The 19,642-nt window shown below is 43.8% G+C and carries 16 protein-coding genes, 7 tRNA genes and 1 riboswitch; of the genes, 4 read left to right on the forward strand and 19 right to left on the reverse strand.

What is annotated here, in order from left to right; genetic code table 11:
- The first annotated feature begins 227 nt into the window (after positions 1 to 227).
- Positions 228 to 323: riboswitch (purine riboswitch) on the forward strand.
- Positions 324 to 335: 12 nt separating this feature from the next.
- Both AB5916_RS15745 and AB5916_RS15750 read left to right on the forward strand, forming a co-directional pair.
- Positions 336 to 1,637, forward strand: coding sequence for an amidohydrolase family protein (locus tag AB5916_RS15745; RefSeq protein WP_368191718.1), 1,302 nt, complete (start codon positions 336 to 338; stop codon positions 1,635 to 1,637).
- A 38-nt stretch (positions 1,638 to 1,675) separates the two neighbouring features.
- The gene (locus tag AB5916_RS15750; protein ID WP_173729052.1) at positions 1,676 to 3,052 is read left to right on the forward strand and encodes an NCS2 family permease; all 1,377 of its coding nucleotides are present in this window, start codon (positions 1,676 to 1,678) and stop codon (positions 3,050 to 3,052) included.
- A 223-nt stretch (positions 3,053 to 3,275) separates the two neighbouring features.
- Here the strand turns inward: AB5916_RS15750 and AB5916_RS15755 are convergent, their stop codons facing one another.
- From AB5916_RS15755 to AB5916_RS15780, 6 genes are all read right to left on the reverse strand, one after another.
- Entirely contained in the window at positions 3,276 to 4,163 is an 888-nt protein-coding gene (locus AB5916_RS15755; RefSeq protein WP_158422382.1) for a DMT family transporter, read from the reverse strand.
- Positions 4,164 to 4,234: 71 nt separating this feature from the next.
- Positions 4,235 to 4,744, reverse strand: coding sequence for an acetolactate synthase small subunit (gene ilvN / locus AB5916_RS15760; RefSeq protein ID WP_158422345.1), 510 nt, complete (start codon positions 4,742 to 4,744; stop codon positions 4,235 to 4,237).
- 20 nt (positions 4,745 to 4,764) lie between these two features.
- Positions 4,765 to 6,483, reverse strand: a complete 1,719-nt coding sequence (ilvB, locus tag AB5916_RS15765) for a biosynthetic-type acetolactate synthase large subunit (protein WP_368191721.1) — start codon at positions 6,481 to 6,483, stop codon at positions 4,765 to 4,767.
- A 272-nt stretch (positions 6,484 to 6,755) separates the two neighbouring features.
- The gene (locus AB5916_RS15770) at positions 6,756 to 8,654 is read right to left on the reverse strand and encodes an ABC transporter ATP-binding protein (RefSeq protein ID WP_368191723.1); all 1,899 of its coding nucleotides are present in this window, start codon (positions 8,652 to 8,654) and stop codon (positions 6,756 to 6,758) included.
- The gene (locus tag AB5916_RS15775) at positions 8,651 to 10,408 is read right to left on the reverse strand and encodes an ABC transporter ATP-binding protein (protein WP_368191725.1); all 1,758 of its coding nucleotides are present in this window, start codon (positions 10,406 to 10,408) and stop codon (positions 8,651 to 8,653) included. The genes AB5916_RS15770 and AB5916_RS15775 overlap by 4 nt, the downstream gene beginning before the upstream one ends.
- Positions 10,371 to 10,871 (reverse strand): MarR family winged helix-turn-helix transcriptional regulator, encoded by a 501-nt coding sequence (locus tag AB5916_RS15780; RefSeq protein WP_368191726.1) that lies wholly within the window; start codon positions 10,869 to 10,871, stop codon positions 10,371 to 10,373. The genes AB5916_RS15775 and AB5916_RS15780 overlap by 38 nt, the downstream gene beginning before the upstream one ends.
- A 203-nt stretch (positions 10,872 to 11,074) precedes the next feature.
- Between AB5916_RS15780 and AB5916_RS15785 the strand changes: the two genes are divergently transcribed.
- Positions 11,075 to 11,350, forward strand: a complete 276-nt coding sequence (locus AB5916_RS15785) for an acylphosphatase (protein ID WP_158422350.1) — start codon at positions 11,075 to 11,077, stop codon at positions 11,348 to 11,350.
- A 32-nt stretch (positions 11,351 to 11,382) separates the two neighbouring features.
- Positions 11,383 to 12,834, forward strand: coding sequence for a phosphatidylserine/phosphatidylglycerophosphate/cardiolipin synthase family protein (locus tag AB5916_RS15790; RefSeq protein ID WP_368191728.1), 1,452 nt, complete (start codon positions 11,383 to 11,385; stop codon positions 12,832 to 12,834).
- Between the two features lie 17 nt (positions 12,835 to 12,851).
- On the opposite strand, the gene ade is transcribed toward AB5916_RS15790, so the two are convergent.
- The 13 genes from ade to AB5916_RS15855 all read right to left on the reverse strand — a co-directional run bounded on the left by ade (position 12,852) and on the right by AB5916_RS15855 (position 19,632).
- A complete protein-coding gene (ade, locus tag AB5916_RS15795) occupies positions 12,852 to 14,555 on the reverse strand; it encodes an adenine deaminase (protein WP_368191730.1) in 1,704 nt (567 codons plus the stop codon).
- Positions 14,556 to 14,860: 305 nt separating this feature from the next.
- On the reverse strand, positions 14,861 to 15,631 hold the full coding sequence (locus AB5916_RS15800) for an RNA polymerase sigma factor region1.1 domain-containing protein (RefSeq protein WP_368191732.1): 771 nt from the start codon (positions 15,629 to 15,631) through the stop codon (positions 14,861 to 14,863).
- A 120-nt stretch (positions 15,632 to 15,751) separates the two neighbouring features.
- Positions 15,752 to 15,832: transfer RNA gene (locus AB5916_RS15805), tRNA-Leu, on the reverse strand.
- Positions 15,833 to 15,921: 89 nt separating this feature from the next.
- A tRNA-Lys gene (locus AB5916_RS15810) sits at positions 15,922 to 15,994 on the reverse strand.
- Between the two features lie 10 nt (positions 15,995 to 16,004).
- Positions 16,005 to 16,076: transfer RNA gene (locus AB5916_RS15815), tRNA-Gln, on the reverse strand.
- Between the two features lie 9 nt (positions 16,077 to 16,085).
- A tRNA-His gene (locus AB5916_RS15820) sits at positions 16,086 to 16,159 on the reverse strand.
- Positions 16,160 to 16,164: 5 nt separating this feature from the next.
- Positions 16,165 to 16,238, reverse strand: a tRNA-Arg gene (locus tag AB5916_RS15825).
- 18 nt (positions 16,239 to 16,256) lie between these two features.
- Positions 16,257 to 16,327: transfer RNA gene (locus AB5916_RS15830), tRNA-Gly, on the reverse strand.
- Between the two features lie 34 nt (positions 16,328 to 16,361).
- Positions 16,362 to 16,436 (reverse strand) — tRNA-Pro (locus AB5916_RS15835).
- A gap of 151 nt (positions 16,437 to 16,587) precedes the next feature.
- On the reverse strand, positions 16,588 to 17,382 hold the full coding sequence (locus tag AB5916_RS15840) for an NYN domain-containing protein (protein WP_368191734.1): 795 nt from the start codon (positions 17,380 to 17,382) through the stop codon (positions 16,588 to 16,590).
- 29 nt (positions 17,383 to 17,411) lie between these two features.
- Positions 17,412 to 17,891: a metallophosphoesterase gene (locus AB5916_RS15845; RefSeq protein ID WP_173729045.1), complete on the reverse strand. Its 480-nt coding sequence runs from the start codon at positions 17,889 to 17,891 to the stop codon at positions 17,412 to 17,414.
- Positions 17,888 to 18,472, reverse strand: a complete 585-nt coding sequence (locus AB5916_RS15850; protein WP_368191736.1) for an XTP/dITP diphosphatase — start codon at positions 18,470 to 18,472, stop codon at positions 17,888 to 17,890. The genes AB5916_RS15845 and AB5916_RS15850 overlap by 4 nt, the downstream gene beginning before the upstream one ends.
- The gene (locus AB5916_RS15855) at positions 18,469 to 19,632 is read right to left on the reverse strand and encodes a class I SAM-dependent RNA methyltransferase (RefSeq protein WP_368191738.1); all 1,164 of its coding nucleotides are present in this window, start codon (positions 19,630 to 19,632) and stop codon (positions 18,469 to 18,471) included. The genes AB5916_RS15850 and AB5916_RS15855 overlap by 4 nt, the downstream gene beginning before the upstream one ends.
- Positions 19,633 to 19,642 lie beyond the last annotated feature (10 nt).

Consider the following 19,642-nt stretch of genomic DNA (forward strand, 5'->3'; position numbering starts at 1 on the left):
ATAAAATCAGTCCTTTTTTTCGAATATTTATTTTATCGACTGATTCTATTATACCATGGTTCGTATCGAAGAACAAGCGTTCTTTTTGCTTTTATGCAATTCATCTCCCACCTGTAGAGGAAGGAGAATTCTTGCTATATATTATGTTAAATTATAGAATCCGCTCAGAATTGCAACCAATCATTGACATATTGCCCAATATCTCTTAATATAGGAATATAGAATTATCAGTTATATACAATACCGCTTATATAAGTCCATAATAGGTTGGACGTTTCTACCAACTACCGTAATAGTTGTCTATAAGCATCTATACTGTCAGGAGGTAAACGTATATGCTCAATAACATATTTGCATTAAAAGGCACTTTTTGTTACAGCAAGGACTCACAGAATCTGATCATCCGTGAAAATGCATATCTTATCTGCACCAATGGTATCTCTGAAGGCATTTATGAGGAACTTCCAGCCTGTTTTCAGGGAATCCAGGTGATCGATCATACCAACAGACTGATCATTCCAGGGCTTATAGATCTGCATCTTCATGCCCCTCAGTATACATTCAGGGGAACAGGTATGGATCTGGAACTGCTTGATTGGCTGAATACCTCTGCCTTTCCAGAGGAGGCCAGATATGCAGAATCTGATTATGCCCAAAAAGCATATCAGATTTTTACCGAAGATCTGAAACAAAGTCCAACCACCAGAGCCTGCATTTTTGCAACTCTTCACACAGATGCCACTATGATTCTTATGGATCTGCTGGAAGACACTGGACTCAAGACAATGGTTGGGAAAGTAAATATGGATCGGAATGCCCCATCATATCTCATGGAGCAGAACGCCAGCACTTCTGCTGCTGCCACCAGGCAATGGATAGATGCAGTCTCTGGCCGGCATTATCAGAATACCTTTCCTATCCTCACTCCCCGCTTTATTCCTTCCTGCAGCGATGAACTGCTGATTCTTTTATCTGAAATCCAGCAGGAATTTCATCTGCCTGTCCAGTCCCATCTTTCTGAGAATCCTGGAGAGATACACTGGGTTAAAGAGCTGTGTCCGGACAGTCTTTTTTATGGAGATGCATATGATCATTTCAACCTTTTTGGAAGAGATCATTGTCCTACTGTGATGGCTCACTGTGTATATTCCACAGAAGAAGAAATTGCCCTTATGAAAAAGCAGGGTGTTTATATAGCCCACTGTCCTCAGTCCAATACCAATCTTTCTTCTGGTATTGCACCTGCAGCCCGATATCTGCGTGAAGGGCTTCATGTTGGTCTTGGAACAGATATTGCCGGAGGATTTTCTCTTTCCATGCTGCGTGCCATCGCAGATGCTATCCAGGTATCTAAGCTTCGCTGGCGTCTTGTAGATCCTTCACTTAAGGCTTTAACACTTCCTGAAGCTTTTTACATGGCTACAATAGGCGGCGGTTCATTTTTTGGAAAAACAGGCAGCTTTGAAAAAGGCTACGAACTTGATGCAGTGGTGCTGGATGATTCCAGTCTTCCATCTCCTCGTTCTTTGCCACCTCTGACCCGCCTTGAAAGACTGATTTCTCTTTCCGATAGCAGCAATATCATTCAAAAATTCGTGTGCGGAAACTCTATTTTTTCCAACACTGAAGATAGATAATACAAGGCACCAAAGTGCCAAATGAAGGGGGTAACTCTATGAACCTAGAAAAACTTTTTCACCTGAAGGAACACCACACCGATGTTAAGACTGAGATCATGGCCGGCATCACTACTTTCATGACCATGGCTTACATCCTGGCAGTCAACCCGAATATCCTTTCCGCATCAGGAATGGATCGTGGTGCTGTGTTTACAGCTACTGCTCTGTCTTCCTTTATCGCCACATGTCTGATGGCACTGCTGTCCAATTATCCATTTGTGCTTGCACCTGGAATGGGACTAAATGCATACTTTGCCTACACAGTTGTATTAGGTATGGGCTACAGCTGGCAGCAGGCTCTTGCAGCAGTATTTGTGGAAGGTATCATTTTCATCCTGCTTTCCCTTACCAATGTGCGTGAAGCGATCTTTAATTCCATTCCTATGAACCTGAAACATGCAGTATCTGTAGGAATTGGCCTTTTCATCGCATTTATTGGTATGCAGAATGCAAAAATCGTTGTAAACAATGACTCCACACTTGTAAGTATGTTCTCCTTTAAAAGTGCAGCTCAGAACGGAACCTTCAACACAGAGGGTATCACAGTTCTTCTTGCTCTGATCGGTGTGCTGATCACAGGTGTTTTTCTTGTAAAGAATGTAAAAGGCGGTATCCTTTGGGGTATCCTGATCACATGGGCACTTGGTATTGTCTGTCAGTTCACAGGCCTTTATGTACCAAATGTTGAAGCTGGTTTCTTCAGCCTGCTTCCGGATTTCTCCAATGGAATTTCCGTTCCAAGCATGGCACCGACTTTCATGAAAATGGATTTCACCGTTGTATTTTCACTTGATTTTGTAGTTATCATGTTTGCTTTCCTGTTTGTAGATATGTTCGATACTCTGGGAACCCTGATCGGTGTTGCATCCAAAGCAGATATGCTGGACAAAGACGGAAAGCTTCCTCAGATCAAAGGTGCTCTTCTGTCTGATGCAGTAGGTACAACAGTAGGTGCAATGTGCGGTACTTCCACAGTAACAACATTCGTAGAAAGTGCTTCCGGCGTTGCCGAGGGCGGCCGTACAGGTCTTACTTCTATTGTGGCTGCAATCCTATTTGGTCTGTCCCTGCTTCTTTCCCCGATCTTCCTGGCAATTCCATCCTTTGCCACAGCTCCGGCTTTGATCGTGGTTGGATTCTTAATGTTAACATCCGTTACCAAGATTGATTTCAACGATATGACAGAAGCGATCCCGGCATTTATCGCTATCATCGCAATGCCATTCCTGTACAGTATCTCCGAGGGTATCTCCCTTGGCGTTATCTCCTACGTAGTGATCAATCTTGTAACAGGCAAAGCAAAAGAAAAGAAGATCAGTATACTTATGTATGTTCTGGCGATTCTGTTTGTTTTGAAATACATTTTCCTGTAAGCAAAACGGAACCTGTTACATCTGAATAAGTAATTTCAAGTCGAGCAGCTGCGTTACTCACCACCTGAAAGAGGTGGGAGTCTTCTCGACTGAGATAAAACCCCTGTGATACAGGCAGGAAACTAATTAGTCACTGCCTGATATCCCAGGGGTTTACTTATGTTTGCTTATACTTGCTTATGTTTTACTTATGTGCAACTGTTCAATACGCTTATATTTACATTTACGCTTTCTCTTTCTGCGGCAGCTGTGCAAGAATAATGGCTGCAAACATGATCACACAGCCAGCAATCTCTCTTGCGCTTAACTGCTGTCCCAGAATCACCCAGCCTGCCAGAACAGAGATGCAGGACTCCAGACTCAAGATCAAAGATGCTACGGTTGGATTCATATTTTTTTGTCCAATGATCTGCAGAGTATAAGCCACTCCGCAAGACATTACACCAGCATACAGGATGGGCTGCCAGGCCGTAAGAACTGCAGACATCTCCGGCTTTTCAAAAATCAGTGCCGGGATCCCGGACAGGATCCCGCACACCAGAAATTGGATACAGGACAGCTTTACCCCATCCACTTTCGGTGAATAGTAATCGATCACCAGAATATGGAATGAAAAAAGTACAGCACAGATCAGAACCAGAATATCTCCTTTTCCAATGGAAAATCCGTCTGTAATACACAAAAGATAAAGTCCTGCAACGGACATAGCTACTGCCAGCCAGATAAACGGAGAACACTTCTTTTTCAGAAAAAGCCCTAAAATAGGCACCAGTACAATATAACATGCCGTAATAAATCCTGCCTTACCAACAGTGGTATATTTAATACCAAACTGCTGGAAATTACTTGCCAGGCACATAAGAATTCCACAGGCCAGGCCTCCCCAAAGCAGATCCTTCCTGCTGCCGGATCCCTGTGCCTCTTCCGCTTTCTTGCTGCTGTTTCTGCCCATAAACCAGATCACAGGAAGGAGTACTGCAGACCCGATCAACGATCTGGCCATATTAAAGGTAAAGCCTCCTACATAATCCATTCCTACACTCTGGGCCACAAACGCAACGCCCCAAATGGTTGCGGTTAAAAGCAGGAGAAGGGAATTCTTTAAGGGTATCTGTTGTTTTTTCATAATAATTTTCCTCGTATTTTCAGCAGATCAAACTAGCATATATTACCGGTCCACACTTAGCGTTCCATCATACTGATGGATTCAATGCCTACACTTCCTCCTCGAACCACTTCAATATGTCCGAACTCTTCTTTGATCAACTTAACAACAGCGTCATTCTTCGTAGCTGTCTGCACAAATTCCAGAAGCAGGCTGTCTTTGCCATAGTCGATCACTCGTGCTTTAAAGGTCTCTGCAATCTGAAAAAGTTCCACCTTATCCTCCGGGCTGCAGCCAAATACCTTTACGTAAAGAATCTCTTTCATACGTACAAACATATTTGTGAAATCAATCACCTTGATCACTTCTACCATACGGTTCAGCTGCTTTTTGATCTGTTCAAAGGTTTCGTCATCACAAAATGTACCAATGGTCATACGTGACACTGTATTATCCTCTGTTGTTCCTACTGTCAGGCTATCCAGATTATAGCTTTTCCCTGAAAAAAGTCCTGAAATCTTTGCCAGAACACCTACCTGGTTCTCCACATACAGGGAAATCCATCTTTTCTTTAATCCTTTATCCAATGTACTGTTCCTCCCTTTCCTTAACAATCCAGGATCATATCTTCCAGTGTACCGCCTGGCTTGATCATAGGATAAACCATCTCTTCAGGGTCAATGATGAACTCGATCAGTGTAGGTCCTTTTGTATTTTTTCTTGCCTCTTCAAAAGCTGCCGGAACATCCTCTCTATTCATAACACGAATACCTTTTGCTCCATAGCTTTCTGCAAGCTTTACAAAATCCGGAGTATACGCAGGCATCTCCTGTCCTTCGCTCCTTCTGTACAATGCACCATATTTCAAATTGGTCATGCTGTATCGCTTGCCATAGAAAAGCTTCTGCCACTGGCGGACCATTCCAAGATATTCATTATTAAATACACAGATGATGACAGGCAGTTCTTCCAGGACTGCTGTGGCAAATTCCTGAATATTCATCTGCATTCCTCCATCACCTGAGATAACGATCACAGGCTTATCCGGGTTACCGATCTGTGCTCCGATCCCACCTGGAAAACCATATCCCATAGTTCCCAGTCCGCCGGACATGATCAGCTGCTTCTTCTCTGTGATCTCCACATATTGGGACGTCAGCATCTGATGCTGCCCCACATCTGTAACAATGATCGCTGTATCAAACTGGCGATTGATTTCGCCGAACACATCCAAAGGTCCAAGGGGTGCTCCCTGACGCATAGTCAATGGATGCTCTTCCTTCCAGTCCTGGATCTCATTCAGCCATTTCTTGGTGGTACAGTTTTCCACATATTCATTCATCTTTTCAAGTGCTTCTTTGGCATCTGCAACAATAGGAATATCTACATGAATATTCCTGGAAATGGATGCTGTATCAATATCAATGTGGATGATCTGTGCATTGGGCGCAAATTCATGAAGCTTTCCTGTGATTCTATCATTAAATCTGGTTCCGATTGAAAACAGTACATCACAGTTGCTAACTGCCATATTGGCTGCATAAGAACCATGCATTCCCAGGTTGCCAATAAATAGCGGATGATCTGTAGGAATAGCACCGCGCCCCATAACTGTAGTAACCACCGGCACATTTGTCTTTTCCACCACCTGACGAAACAGCTGATTTGCTCGGGCAATATTCACTCCACCGCCAGCCAGGAACAATGGCTTTTTCGCTTTATTCAAAGTCTTGATAGCACGTTTCAGCTGACCGATATGCACATTGGTATTGGGCTTGTATCCGCGGATGTTCACACTCTTCGGATACTCTGCGCTGCCAAGTTCAGCCATTACATCCTTGGGAAGATCGATCAGTACAGGGCCTGGCCTGCCTGTACTTGCAATATAAAATGCTTCTTTGATGATCCTTCCCAGATCTTCCCTTCTGCGCACAGTCACCCCATACTTGGTAATACTGCGTGTGATCCCTACAATATCAACTTCCTGGAAAGCGTCATTACCGATCAGATTACGTGCAACCTGACCGGTAAAGCATACCAGGGGCACACTGTCATAATTGGCAGTAGCAAGCCCTGTTACCAGATTGGTAGCTCCAGGGCCGCTTGTCACCAGGCATACGCCTACCTTTCCTGTGGTCCTTGCATAAGCATCTGCCGCATGCACCAGTGCCTGCTCATGACGTGGCAGGATAATGGTAATATCGTCCTGCTTGTACAATTCGTCGCTTATATCAATGGTACAGGCACCAGGATACCCGAAAAGGTATTCCACGCCTTCTTCTTTCAAAGCTTTTACAAGCAGTTTATTCCCAGAAATCTGTTTCATGTATGTTCTTAGCCTCCTTATCCTGGATGTATTTTCTGACTACTATGAAAGTCAGATGCTCCCAGTTATTGATACTCCCACATCTGTCCGGGACTTTCATAGTAAAGAAACGCCCCGAGCTGTCATAAAGCTCAGGGCGAAAATCCTTCCGCATTACCACCTGAATTCAGAAGAAATATTTGACAGTTCAAGTCGAACGCATTATTTAAAATTATAATCTTCCATCTGTGTTCTTGTCAACCTGTGTTTTTGGAAAATGTAGCATGTGAACATCAGCCTGTATACAACTGATAGTATTTTCCTTTCTCAGCCATTAGTTCTTCATGGGAGCCTCTCTCAATCACACGCCCCTGTTCCAATACCATGATGCAGTCGCTATTCCGTACAGTAGACAAACGATGAGCAATCACAAAGGTGGTTCTGCCTTTCATCAGCTTATCCATACCATCCTGCACCAGTTTCTCAGTACGTGTATCAATGGAACTTGTGGCTTCATCCAGGATCAGCACCGGTGGATCTGCCACAGCAGCCCTGGCAATAGACAAAAGCTGCCTCTGTCCCTGGCTCAGATTCGCTCCGTTATTACGCAGCATGGTATCGTATCCGTCTGGCAGTCTGCGAATAAAACTGTCTGCATTGGCCAGTTTAGCAGCTGCAACAATCTCCTCGTCTGTAGCATCCAGCTTTCCATAACGGATATTGTCCTTCACTGTAGCAGTAAAAAGGTTAGTATCCTGTAGTACGATCCCCATGGACCGGCGCAAATCTGCTTTTTTGATCTTGTTGATATTGATACCGTCATATCGGATCTTTCCATCCTGAATATCATAGAAACGGTTCAAAAGATTGGTTATAGTAGTTTTTCCTGCTCCTGTAGATCCAACAAAAGCAATTTTCTGCCCTGGCTTTGCATACATTTTCACATCATGGAGCACGATCTTATCATCATTATAGCCAAAATCCACTCCATCCAGAACCATATCCCCTTTCAGTTCAACATAATCTGTTTTTCCGGTATCCTTATGAAAATGCTTCCATGCCCATCGTCCGGTTCTCGCATCAGTTTCCTTCAGCTCTCCATTCTCTTCCTTTACATTCACAAGGGTAACATATCCCTTATCTGTCTCCGGCTTCTCATCCAGAAGTTCAAAGATACGTTTTGCTCCTGCAAGAGCCATAACAATACTGTTAAACTGCTGGCTCACCTGATTGATAGGCATGCTGAAGCTTTTATTAAAAGTCAGGAAGCTGGCCAGGCCGCCCAGAGTAAACCCTCCGATGCCATTCAACGCCAGGCCTCCGCCTACAATGGCGCAGATCACATAACTTAGATTTCCTATCTGTGCACAGATAGGGCCCATTACATTGGCAAATTTATTAGCATTATTCGCACTGGCAAAAAGCTGGTCATTCAGTTCGTTAAATTTATCCAGGCTTTCTTCCTCATGGCAGAAAACCTTAACTACCTTCTGGCCTTCCATCATCTCTTCAATATAGCCGTTGATCACACCCAGGTTCTTCTGCTGATCAAGGAAATACTTTCCACTTAAAGATGCCACCTTTTTACTTGCTGTGAGCATAATAGCTACCATCACAAGGGTAACTAAAGTCAAAGGTACATTCAGGATCAGCATACTAACCAGAACACTTACAATGGTCACAGCACTGGAAAGAAGCTGGGGAATACTCTGGCTGATCATCTGACGCAGTGTATCAATATCATTGGTATAGATGGACATAATATCCCCATGTGCATGGGTGTCAAAATATTTAACCGGAAGCTTTTCCATACCTGCAAACATGTCATTTCTCAGATTCCGAAGAGTCCCCTGGCTTACATAGATCATGATCCGGTTGTACAAATAGGTACTGGCAACTCCAATGGCATAAAATCCGGCCACTTTAAGAATTGCCATGGCAAGAGGATGAAAATCCGGCTGGTCAGATTGCAGAAGAGGGAGTATGTACTGATCGATCAATGTCTTTGTAAACATAGTACCCTGTACATTTGCAAGCACACTGACAAATATGGCCACTACAACGATCCCTACATGGATCTTATAGCTTTTCAGGATGTAAGCCATCAGCGTTTTCAGCATTTTTCCTGGGTTCTCCACCTTTGGACCAACGCCCTTTCCTGGCCTTCCAGGTACTTTTCTGGTATTATTCATGCCTGCTCACCTCCTCTGTTTTCATCAAAATCACCACCAGCCTTGGTCTGGGAATGATATACTTCCTGATAAATAGGATTATTCTCCAGAAGTTCTTCGTGAGTTCCAAAGCCATTTATTCGTCCATCTTCCATTACAATGATACGGTCTGCACTCTGTATACTGGAAATACGCTGTGCAATGATCAGCTTGGTTGTATCCGGGATTTCTTCCGCAAAAGCCTTTCGGATCTTTGCATCTGTAGCCGTATCCACTGCACTTGTGGAATCATCCAGGATCAGGATCTTGGGCTTTTTAAGAAGTGCTCTGGCAATACACAGCCTCTGCTTCTGTCCACCGGATACATTGGTACCGCCCTGCTCAATATAAGTGTGATATCCATCTGGCATTCTCTGGATAAATTCATCTGCGCAGGCAAGCTGACAGGCCCTTTCACACTCTTCCTCTGTAGCCTCTTTATTTCCCCAGCGAAGATTTTCCAGTATTGTTCCGGAAAAAAGTACATTCTTCTGAAGTACAACCGCAACCTGGTTACGAAGCACTTCCATATCATAATTCCGCACATCGATCCCGCCCACTTTCACACTTCCTTCGCTTACATCATAAAGGCGGCTGATCAGATTCACCAGACTGGATTTGGCGCTTCCAGTACCTCCGATAATACCGATGGTTTCCCCTGCGTGAATGGACAGATTAATATCTTTCAATACGTTTTCTTTTCCTTCTTTCTTATAGCGGAAAGAAACATGGTCAAAGTCAATCCTTCCATCCGGAACTTCAACTACAGGTTGTGCCGGATTGGACAAATCTGCTTTCTCATTAATAACTTCTGTCACACGCTCTGCACTGGCCATACTCATAGTCACCATAACAAATACCATAGACAGCATCATCAGACTCATCAGGATATTCATACAATAAGTAAGAAGGCTCATCAGTTCGCCGGTGGTAAGACTGCTGCCAACGATCATTTTTGCCCCAAGCCAGCTGATACAAAGAATACAGGCGTATACAGTAAACTGCATCAGCGGCATATTCATAACAACCAGCTTTTCTGCCCGTACAAACATTTCGTATACTTTATTGCAGGCCTTCTGAAATTTACTGGTTTCATAATCCTCACGCACATAAGCTTTTACCACGCGAATTCCGGATATATTCTCCTGTACGCTTGCATTCAAGTCATCATATTTCTTAAAAACCTCCTGAAAATACCTGGTAGCCCTTCGAAGGATCATAACCAATGCAAAACCAAGAAAAATAACTGCAATCAAATATACACTTGCAAGCCTGGCATTGATCAGGAAGGCCATAGTCATGGCACAGATCAGACTGGCTGGTGCCCGGGTACACATACGAAGAATCATCTGGTATGCATTCTGAAGGTTGGTCACATCTGTTGTCAAACGGGTGATCAGACCTGCTGTGCTGAATTTGTCAATATTTGAAAAAGAAAATGTCTGTATATTGGTGTACATGGCCTTTCGGAGATTTCTGGCAAATCCTGAAGATGCCAGAGCACCATATTTTCCGCCAAGAAAGCCTGCAATCAAACCTGCAATAGCAAGTACCGCCATAACAGCACCCACGCGGTAAATGTAGGACATGTTGCCTTTTTCCACCCCGTTGTCGATCATCAGTGCCATGGCGACCGGTATCATGGTCTCTACCACAACCTCCAGTATCATAAAGACCGGAGTCAGGAACGAAGCCTTTTTAAACTCCTTTACCTGCCTCAATAATGTTTTTATCATGGAAATCCTCCTTTTCTATATTATTCTTTATCATATCCACAACCTGGAAAAACGTATCCAGCTTTTCCTGAGGAATATCTTTTTTCAGGGCAATCTGTAAAAGATCAAAATTATGCATGATCCCATGCTGATACTTCTCTGCTCTTGCAGTCAGCTCCAGTCTTTTCAATCTGGCATCCCCCGGATAAGGCTTTCTTACGATCAGATCCTTTTTCTCCATCAGCTGCAGGATCCCGGTAGCAGTTGATCTGGCAATCTGGAAATTTTCCTCCAGATCTTTTTGAAAAACCGGTTTCTCTGAATGCTCATATACATATCCTATGATCCATGCCTGCATACGGGTGATCCCCACTTCCTCATCCATTTTGGAGTGCCAGCAATTCACACGCCTGCCAATCATATTATCAAGAGTACGCACCTCATATCCAATATGTCTCTCTTTGTTCTTTAATTCCTTCTCCATGATTTCCTCCTTTCCGCAGTTATAATTGTTCGTATGCGAACTGTTCGTTTACGAACCAATTATATATAAGATCCTTATGCTTGTCAAGGATAAATCAAGCAAGTCTGTTTCCACGACTTCCTCATTACTCCTGACCTTTCTCTTTTTGTTCCTTGATTCCGTGAAATAAACATAGTATGATAATCAAAGCGAGGTAAACACACATGGATAAAAAGAAAAGAAAACACATATATTTTTCAGGCAGGGTGCAGGGTGTAGGATTTCGCTACATGGCCATGCATTTTGCCGAAGCTTACGGACTTACAGGCTGGGTTGACAATCTTTGGGACGGCAGGGTCGAGATGGAGGTACAAGGCGAAGAAAGCAGTATTTTCCATATGCTTACTTCCCTGGAAAGCGGCACGTTTATCCGCATTGATGACTGCCAGATTTCCAATATTCCCTCGGTTGAGGACGAATATTATTTTATAGTCAAATAACTTCAGCCTTACACAGAAAGGGAATTGCCTGTATGAGAAAAGTTCTGTCTTTTTTTCGGAGACATCCTGTTTCCAGTATTATTGTTATTTTGCTCCTTTATGTAGCGATCGGCGCACTTGCCCCCTTTGCGGTTCCTGGACAGCTTTCCGTCGATGAGAAGACATTCTCAAAAGAAGATTATTATACAGAAGATCCGGATGCTCTTAGTGCTGACCGGGCCCATATCGTAGAAGAGAATCAGGAAGCCCTTACCCAGAGGATCCGGATGCTGGAACTTGCCAGGAAAGAAGTGATCCTATCCACCTTTGATTTCCGTGAGGATGAAAGTACTACAGATCTGTCCGCCGCCATTTATCATGCAGCCAGGCGCGGGGTAAAGGTGAATATCCTGGTAGATGGAATGTCCGGACTGCTTCGTATGGAAGGAAAGCCTTTTTTCTATGCCCTGTCCAGCCATCCTAATATCCACATCCGTATTTACAATCCGGTAAATCCACTTCGGCCATGGAGTATTAACGGCAGGATGCATGACAAATATGTGATCTGCGATGATCAGCTTCTTCTCCTTGGAGGCCGGAATACATTTGATTATTTCCTGGGAAACTATCCTACAGATTCCCGCAGCTATGACCGCGAAGTTCTAATTTATAACACAGATTTTAAAAATGGCTGTACAAATAGCGTGATTTCCCAGGTGAAAGCATATTTCCAAAGCATATGGGAAAGCTCCTATGTGAAAGATTTCCACGATCAGGAATCTCTTTCTTCCCAGAAATCAGTACAAAAAAAGATCCTCCTTCTGGAAGATCGATATAAAACGCTTTCGGATCTGTACCCGGAGTGCTTTCAGGATTATTCCTATCAGGAGCATACCGTCCCCACCCAGAAGACCTGTTTGATCTTTGGACCTGTCACTCCTTATGGCAAGAAACCATATGTATGGAATACTTTGCAATGCCTGATGGCCTCTGCCCGGGAAAAGGTGATTCTTCATACCCCCTATGTGGTTTTGGATAAAGAGATGTCCTTTGGCATAAAAGAAATATCCCAGAATGTTTCAGACTTTTCCATGATCATCAACTCTGTAGAAAACGGTGACAATGTGATTGCTTCCAGTGACTATCTGCTGCACAAGCAGCAGGTTCTGGATACCGGTGCTGCTTTATATGAATTTGACGGTGGACAGTCCTCCCATGGAAAATCCATTCTTATCGATGATGATCTTTCCCTGATCGGTTCCTATAATCTGGATATGCGAAGCACCTATATGGATACAGAACTTATGCTTTGTGTGCAAAGTAAGGAACTAAATCAGGAACTGCTTGGATATCTGAATACCTACCTGGCACAAAGCCGACGTATCCTGGATAAAAACAATTACGAAATGCCAAAGGGCATGATCCCTCAGACCATGCCCCTGCCTAAACAAATACTATACCGAATACTTGGACCACTGCTTCAGCCATTTCGTTATGTGGCCTGAAACAGTCTCACCTGTACTTAGCTTTTATAAAATCCACCGGTTTCCACATCATATATACCTCTGGGAGTGATACGAATCTGGGGAATTACCGGAAGCGCCATAAAAGACAATGTAATAAAAGGATCAAAGCCCATTGGAATGCCCATCTGATGGGCTTTTTCTTTCATGTGCCGCAGAGTATTTTCTATGGTCTCATATCCGGCATCGCTCATCAAGCCCATAACAGGAAGGGGAAGGGTCTCCCACACTTTATGATCTGCCACAATGGTATAGCCTCCCTGCACACGGATCAGTTCCTGTACAGCAAGTGCCATATCCTGATCATTATCTCCGATCACAATAATATTGTGGGAGTCATGAGAAACACTGGATGCAATGGCTCCGCCTGTAATGCCATACCCTTTTACAACAGCTCTTCCTGTTTTCCCTGTAGCTTTATGCCGCTCAACTACTGCGATCTTACTGTACACTTTATCAGGAACAAATAATTCTCCAGGTCCGGTTAGCTTCAGGATCTGTTTTCTTGTAGTGATCTGCCCTTCTTCCATTTGGATTACATGATACATTCCATCTTCTGAAGAAAGTTCCAGCTTTTTAGCAGAAAATTCTCCCACATGAACTGTATTTTTCAATTCCTTACTACATTTCTTGATCTGCACCTGCTCTGTTTTTTTAATGATTTTCCCTTGGTAATATACTTCCTGCACGGATACCTTTTCCAGATCATCCAGCACGATCATATCAGCCTGGCGTCCAGGCGCAATAGCCCCCAGATGCTGCAGTCCGTAGCACATAGCCGGACGAATCGTTGCCATCTGAATAGCCTCAACAGGATCCATGCCAAGCAAAATAGATTTACGCACATTATGGTCAATATGGCCTTCACGTTCAATATCTTCAATATGCTTATCATCTGTGCAGAAGCAAAAACCCTCTCCGTTCATTTTATTCTTTACAATGCCTGTAACAATTGCTTCCAGATTCCGGGCAGCACTTCCTTCCCGGATCAGTACATGCATCCCCCATCTCCGTTCTTTCATTGCGTATTCAAAATCCGAACACTCATGATCTGTGGCAATGCCTGCCATCACATATGCCTGCAGATCCTGATCTGAAAGGAAAGGTGCATGACCATCCTTAATTTTATCCCGGAAAAGGAGCAGCTTATCATGCATGGACTTGTCTCCATTTACAACAGAAAGATAATCCATCACCTCGCCCAATCCCAGGATTCGTTTATTTGACAGATATGGAACCATATCCTCAGCAGTCAGGGTACATCCATTGTCATCTATCCCTGTAGCAGGAACACAGGACGGCATCATCACATATACATTTGCACAGGAATCCGCTGTCTGATCCAGGATATACCGGATCCCCTCAAGCCCGGATACATTGGCTGATTCATGAGGATCTACAATAAAAGTAGTGGTTCCATGTCTGGATGCAATCGCTACCAGCTCCCCTGGTGTAACAAGGGTAGATTCCAAGTGAAGATGACTATCAATAAATCCAGGGCAAAGATATTTACCCTTAAGATCATGTTCTTCCTTTCCCTGATAGTCACCGATTCCTACGATCATCCCGTCTGTAACAGCCACATTCCCAGGCAGGATCTCTCCTGTGAATACATTAATGATCTGTGCGTTCTTCAATACCAGGTCTGCCTGCTTTTCTCCTCTAGTAACCTTTGAATATTCACAATATTGTTCCAATTCCATACAGTCCACCCCTTTTTATTGTAATTTAGAATTGCAAATACGTCAGGTTCTGAATATTTTAGATAATACTACCATATTTATCTGTAAATTACAATCAGGAAAGGACCCCTCAGGTTTATTTTATCTCAGTCGAGAAGACTCCCACCTCTTTCAGGTGGTAAATAACAGCAAGTTCGTCTCAGTGGGAGTTCAATCTCCGACTGAGATAAACGCTCCGCGAGGATGCGCAGTGATTCTGTAAAGAATATGTCAGCTTACGCTGACCAGAATCACGCGCCAAGTCTCGCGGCTGCTCGACTTGAATCTTATTTATCGTCTCCTGTCAGACGAAGCACATCCCGGATCTCATCCGTCTTCATATCCAAGATCACAGCCAATTCATCCAGAGTAAATCGTGTTTCTCCATCATCATCTGTCAGTTCTTTCACTGCCGATTCCAGCTTTTCTACCCTTGCCACAAGACTGTCATCCTGAAATTTTCTTTCCGTCTGTTCTTCAATAGCTGCAAGGATTCCCTTCCGCAGCTGTAACCGCAGCCATTGGTCATTTTTCACCTGTGGTTTTTCCTGCTCCAATGCTTCCAAAAGTGCCACATTAGCCTCCTGGATCAAATCCGCCAGGTGGATCTCTTCACAGTTCATCTCTGCTGCCATATTGGCTGCAACAGGCAGATATACCTGGGCTAGTTTTCCCAGGGCAAGTGCATCCCCATGGGCAGTCCTCTGAAACAATTCTAGCAATTCCTGCTCCTCAACTTCTTCTGTCAAAAGCCCGTTCAGATATTCTTGCAGATATGCTTTTTCCTCAGCAGTAAGCGGCATCCTGGTGCCGGACTGCAGTTTTGGCTCTTCACACTTTTCTGTCTCTCCCCCCTGTATCTGGATTCCTTTTGTTTTCAGGTATTGGAGCATCTTCACCATCTGTTCGGTTTCCAGTTCCATCTCCTGAAAGCAATCCCTGATCTGTGCCTGGCTCAGCACCTGTCCATTCTCTTCTGCAATGCTGCAAAGCTTCTGCAGCCTTTTCTGAAATTCAACAACGTCCATAAATACTCCCTTCCCGGCAGCTTCTGCCATTAGATCTGAACTTTGTAGTCTTCTGGTTCATAACTTCCTGTTACATAAAAAGGCTGTTGCATAATGTACTGATCCCTGAAAAGAATTTCACGGATGTCGATTATACAACAACCTAAAAACTGCGGATAACAGGACTTGAACCTGCACGTCGTAGACACCAGAACCTAAATCTGGCGCGTCTGCCAATTCCGCCATATCCGCATGTCATGTATGGTGATGCCGCCATCAGACAACATACCTGTTTAATAAAAAGCCGTAAATCTCATATAAGATTTACGGCCTAAAACCAATGAGACATCGGGGATTCGAACCCCGGACAACTTGATTAAAAGTCAAGTGCTCTACCAACTGAGCTAATATCCCATATAAAAGACTGGGCTAGCTGGATTCGAACCAGCGAATGCAGCAGTCAAAGTGCTGTGCCTTACCGCTTGGCGATAGCCCAAAGGCAAAAGGTGGATACAGGGATTCGAACCCTGGGCCTCCAGAGCCACAATCTGGCGCGCTAACCAACTGCGCTATATCCACCATAACGTGTCAGAAGGGATTCGAACCCCCGACCCACGGCTTAGAAGGCCGTTGCTCTATCCAACTGAGCTACTGACACATCTCTCCTCATCAGAGAAGCGGGTGATGGGAATCGAACCCACGTATCTAGCTTGGAAGGCTAGTGTTCTACCATTGAACTACACCCGCATTTCGCTGAAACGGTAATGATGTTTAACAGCAATCGGGGTGACAAGATTCGAACTTGCGGCCTCCTGGTCCCAAACCAGGCGCTCTAGCCAAACTGAGCCACACCCCGCTGTAATCATTTACGACTTATGAAATTTTGCTTTGTCGCTTGACGCAAGATGTATTATATTATAGCAATACCTAAATGTCAACACCTATTTTGAAATTTTTTTATTTTTTTTGAATTTTTTTTATTCCCAGGAAAACAGGCACAAAATCCACTATTTCTTACTGATATACATGATCTTATGGATCCCATCCCTGGCATTTTCAATGATCAGATCAAAACAGTCAAAATGGTTTTTGATCATACTGGTCATACTCTTATACCCATAGTTTCTGGCATCAAATCCCAGATATTTCTGCTTCAGCACAGCTCCAATCTCGGCAAGATTCACATTCTCATCCTCATCCAGATAATCCAGGATATACCGAATCACTTCCTCCTCAGATGGAATACTGATCTCCTCTGCAGCCTCTTCTGCTTCTTCAGGCAGAATATCATCCTGATCATCATCTAGAAGCTGAACTTCTTCTGCTTCTTCCGGCAAATCTGCCTGTACCTCTGTTTCTTCCTCTTCTGCTTCTTTATAGATCAGATCCAGGATCTTAAACTCATCACAAGCCTTCGCCAGTGCCTCTTTCGTTTTCTTTTCGCCCATGCCTACCACTGTCTTACCTGCTTCCCGAAGTCTGTACACCAGCTTTGTGAAATCACTGTCACTGGAAACTATGCAGAACACATCTACACTGCCAGTATAAAGCAGATCCATTGCATCAATGGTCAAGGCCTGGTCAGCAATACTCTTCCCATATGCATAGGAAATCTGAAGCACTGGCATAATTCCCTGAAGAGGCATCACCTTATACCACGCCTTCACTGTCTGTGAATTTACAGACCCATACAATCTGAAAATCCGCACATTTCCATACTCCATTGCCTCCTGTTTAATATATTCCGCATACTTTGCAGAAATATTATCACCATCGATCAATACTGCGATCTGCTTTTCCACTTATTACTGCCTCCTATTTTTCTGTTTGTTTAAAGATATCTGATCTCTGCCACCGGTGCCTTCCCCTGCTGCAGTTCCATTACTGCGTAACTTGGCCTTCGTCCTTCCTGACGGGGATAGGACAGGCTTCCCGGATTCAGCAGAAGAATCCCCTCTTCTGTTTCCTCTACAGGCCTGTGAGTATGACCAAACAATACTACCTGACATTCTCTGGCTTTTCCTTCATCTAAAACCCCATAGAGCCCCATACTGACCCCATAATAATGTCCGTGAGTCACCAGGATCCTGTGCCCTTCCAGCTGGATCATCACTTCTCTTGGAAGGTCTGAGAAAAAATCATTATTACCAGAAACAATAGTACAAGGACATTCTACCAAAGCCTCCATGAAAATTTCTCTTCCTTCCACGTCCCCACAATGGATAAAATAATCAAAAGGCGTTTCTCTCAGGACGGTTTCTTCCAGATTTTCATCCTTTCCATGTGTATCGCTGACAATCAGTACTTTCATTTCAATTCGTCCTTAATCGCTCTTAAAGCCTTTCCTCTGTGACTGATTTTGTTTTTCTCTTCCATGGAAAGTTCTGCAGAAGTACATCCATATTCCGGAAGGAAAAAGATGGGATCATAGCCAAATCCGTTTTCCCCTTTTTCCTCATAGCCAATCCGTCCTTCCATGGTACCTTGCACTGTTTTTACGGTGCCATCAGGAGAGGCCATTGCAATGGCACATACAAATCTTGCAGTCCTCTGCTCATCCGGAACTCCTTCCAGTCTTTGGATCAGACTGTGATTCTTAATATGATAATCCGTGTTCTCCCCCATATATCTGGCAGAATACACTCCTGGTTCTTTATTCAGATAATCGATTTCCAGACCTGAATCGTCTGCCAGAACCGTCTCACCGCATAACGCACACACTGCTTTTGCCTTAATAACAGCATTTTCCTCAAAGGTCTTTCCGTCCTCTACAATATCTGCAAAAATCCCTGCTTCCTTCATGGAAAGGATCTCTGTATCCACATCTGAAAGGATCTCCCGGATCTCCTTCATTTTTTCCGCATTACCTGTTGCAAAAATTATCTTTTTCATAGGGACTCCTTCTTTTCTGTTTTTCTTGGTGGCTTAGGTCCAAGGAACTGATAAAAATAGGTCTTAAGCATACCATTATATATCTTTCTGTTCTTATCTGCCTTCCGCCCTATATCGTTTTCTGCCCTGTCGTAGGAAGTGATCATATACATGGACCACTTATCCAGATTGCGGAAGCTTTCTCCCAGATCTTTGTAAATAGCCGGAAGTGCTTCTCGGTCTTCCAGTCTTTCTCCATAAGGAGGATTTGTGATAATAAAGCCGTATGGCTTGGAATGACGCAGCTGTGACACAGGTCTCTGCTGAAGATGGATCAGCTTGTCAACCTTCGCCATTTTTGCATTGGATCTAGCTGCTTTTAAAGCTTCCGGATCAATATCATACCCCTGAATATCTGTTTCTATATCCATTTTTACCCGATCCATAGCTTCTTCCTTTGCCTGATACCAGCAGCCTCTTGGCACCAGATGTCTCCACTGTTCTGCAAGAAAGGACCGATTCATACCTGGCGCTATATCCGCAGCGATCATCGCAGCCTCAATAGGGAATGTACCGCTGCCGCAAAATGGATCAACCAGAATCCTGTCCTTATTCCAGGGAGTAAGAAGGATCAGTGCACTGGCCAGTGTCTCTGTGATCGGTGCTTTCACAGTCATCTGGCGATACCCCCGTTTATGAAGGGAAATACCGGATGTATCGATTCCAATGGTAGCAATATCCTTCATGAAAGAAACCCTGATAGGAAACTCCGATCCGTCTTCCGGGAACCAGGAAATATGATAAACCTCCTTCAGGCGTTCTACAATGGCTTTCTTCATAATTGACTGAATATCCGAAGGACTAAAAAGCTTGCTTTTAATGGAATTGGCTTTTGCCACCCAGAAACGCCCATCCTTTGGGATATATCTTTCCCAGGGAATAGCTTTTGTTTTCTCAAAAAGCTCATCAAAGGTAACTGCCTTTACTTCTCCTGTCTTCAAGAGGATTCTTTCTGTTGTACGCAAAAAAATATTGGCATCTGCGATGCCTTGTGCATCGGCCAGGAAAGTGACCTTTCCATCCTCCACCTTGCAGATCTCATATCCAAGATCCAGGATTTCTCTTTTTAATACTGCTTCTAGTCCAAAATGGCAGGGTGCGATCAATTCATATTTTTCCATGGATAAATTC

Origin of the sequence: Blautia sp. 1033sp1_1033st1_G9_1033SCRN_220408 (assembly GCF_040929965.1) — a bacterium.
GTDB classification, from domain to species: Bacteria; Bacillota; Clostridia; order Lachnospirales; family Lachnospiraceae; genus Blautia_A; species Blautia_A ammoniilytica.

What these genes read in the sequence shown, in the direction of transcription:
- AB5916_RS15745 (WP_368191718.1), top strand. Translation starts at nt 336, where the DNA reads ATGCTCAATAACATATTTGCATTAAAAGGCACTTTTTGTTACAGCAAG.
- AB5916_RS15750 (WP_173729052.1), top strand. Translation starts at nt 1,676, where the DNA reads ATGAACCTAGAAAAACTTTTTCACCTGAAGGAACACCACACCGATGTT.
- ilvB (WP_368191721.1), bottom strand. Translation starts at nt 6,483, where the DNA reads ATGAAACAGATTTCTGGGAATAAACTGCTTGTAAAAGCTTTGAAAGAA.
- AB5916_RS15770 (WP_368191723.1), bottom strand. Translation starts at nt 8,654, where the DNA reads ATGAATAATACCAGAAAAGTACCTGGAAGGCCAGGAAAGGGCGTTGGT.
- AB5916_RS15775 (WP_368191725.1), bottom strand. Translation starts at nt 10,408, where the DNA reads ATGATAAAAACATTATTGAGGCAGGTAAAGGAGTTTAAAAAGGCTTCG.
- AB5916_RS15780 (WP_368191726.1), bottom strand. Translation starts at nt 10,871, where the DNA reads ATGGAGAAGGAATTAAAGAACAAAGAGAGACATATTGGATATGAGGTG.
- AB5916_RS15785 (WP_158422350.1), top strand. Translation starts at nt 11,075, where the DNA reads ATGGATAAAAAGAAAAGAAAACACATATATTTTTCAGGCAGGGTGCAG.
- AB5916_RS15790 (WP_368191728.1), top strand. Translation starts at nt 11,383, where the DNA reads ATGAGAAAAGTTCTGTCTTTTTTTCGGAGACATCCTGTTTCCAGTATT.
- ade (WP_368191730.1), bottom strand. Translation starts at nt 14,555, where the DNA reads ATGGAATTGGAACAATATTGTGAATATTCAAAGGTTACTAGAGGAGAA.
- AB5916_RS15800 (WP_368191732.1), bottom strand. Translation starts at nt 15,631, where the DNA reads ATGGCAGAAGCTGCCGGGAAGGGAGTATTTATGGACGTTGTTGAATTT.
- AB5916_RS15845 (WP_173729045.1), bottom strand. Translation starts at nt 17,891, where the DNA reads ATGAAAGTACTGATTGTCAGCGATACACATGGAAAGGATGAAAATCTG.
- AB5916_RS15850 (WP_368191736.1), bottom strand. Translation starts at nt 18,472, where the DNA reads ATGAAAAAGATAATTTTTGCAACAGGTAATGCGGAAAAAATGAAGGAG.
- AB5916_RS15855 (WP_368191738.1), bottom strand. Translation starts at nt 19,632, where the DNA reads ATGGAAAAATATGAATTGATCGCACCCTGCCATTTTGGACTAGAAGCA.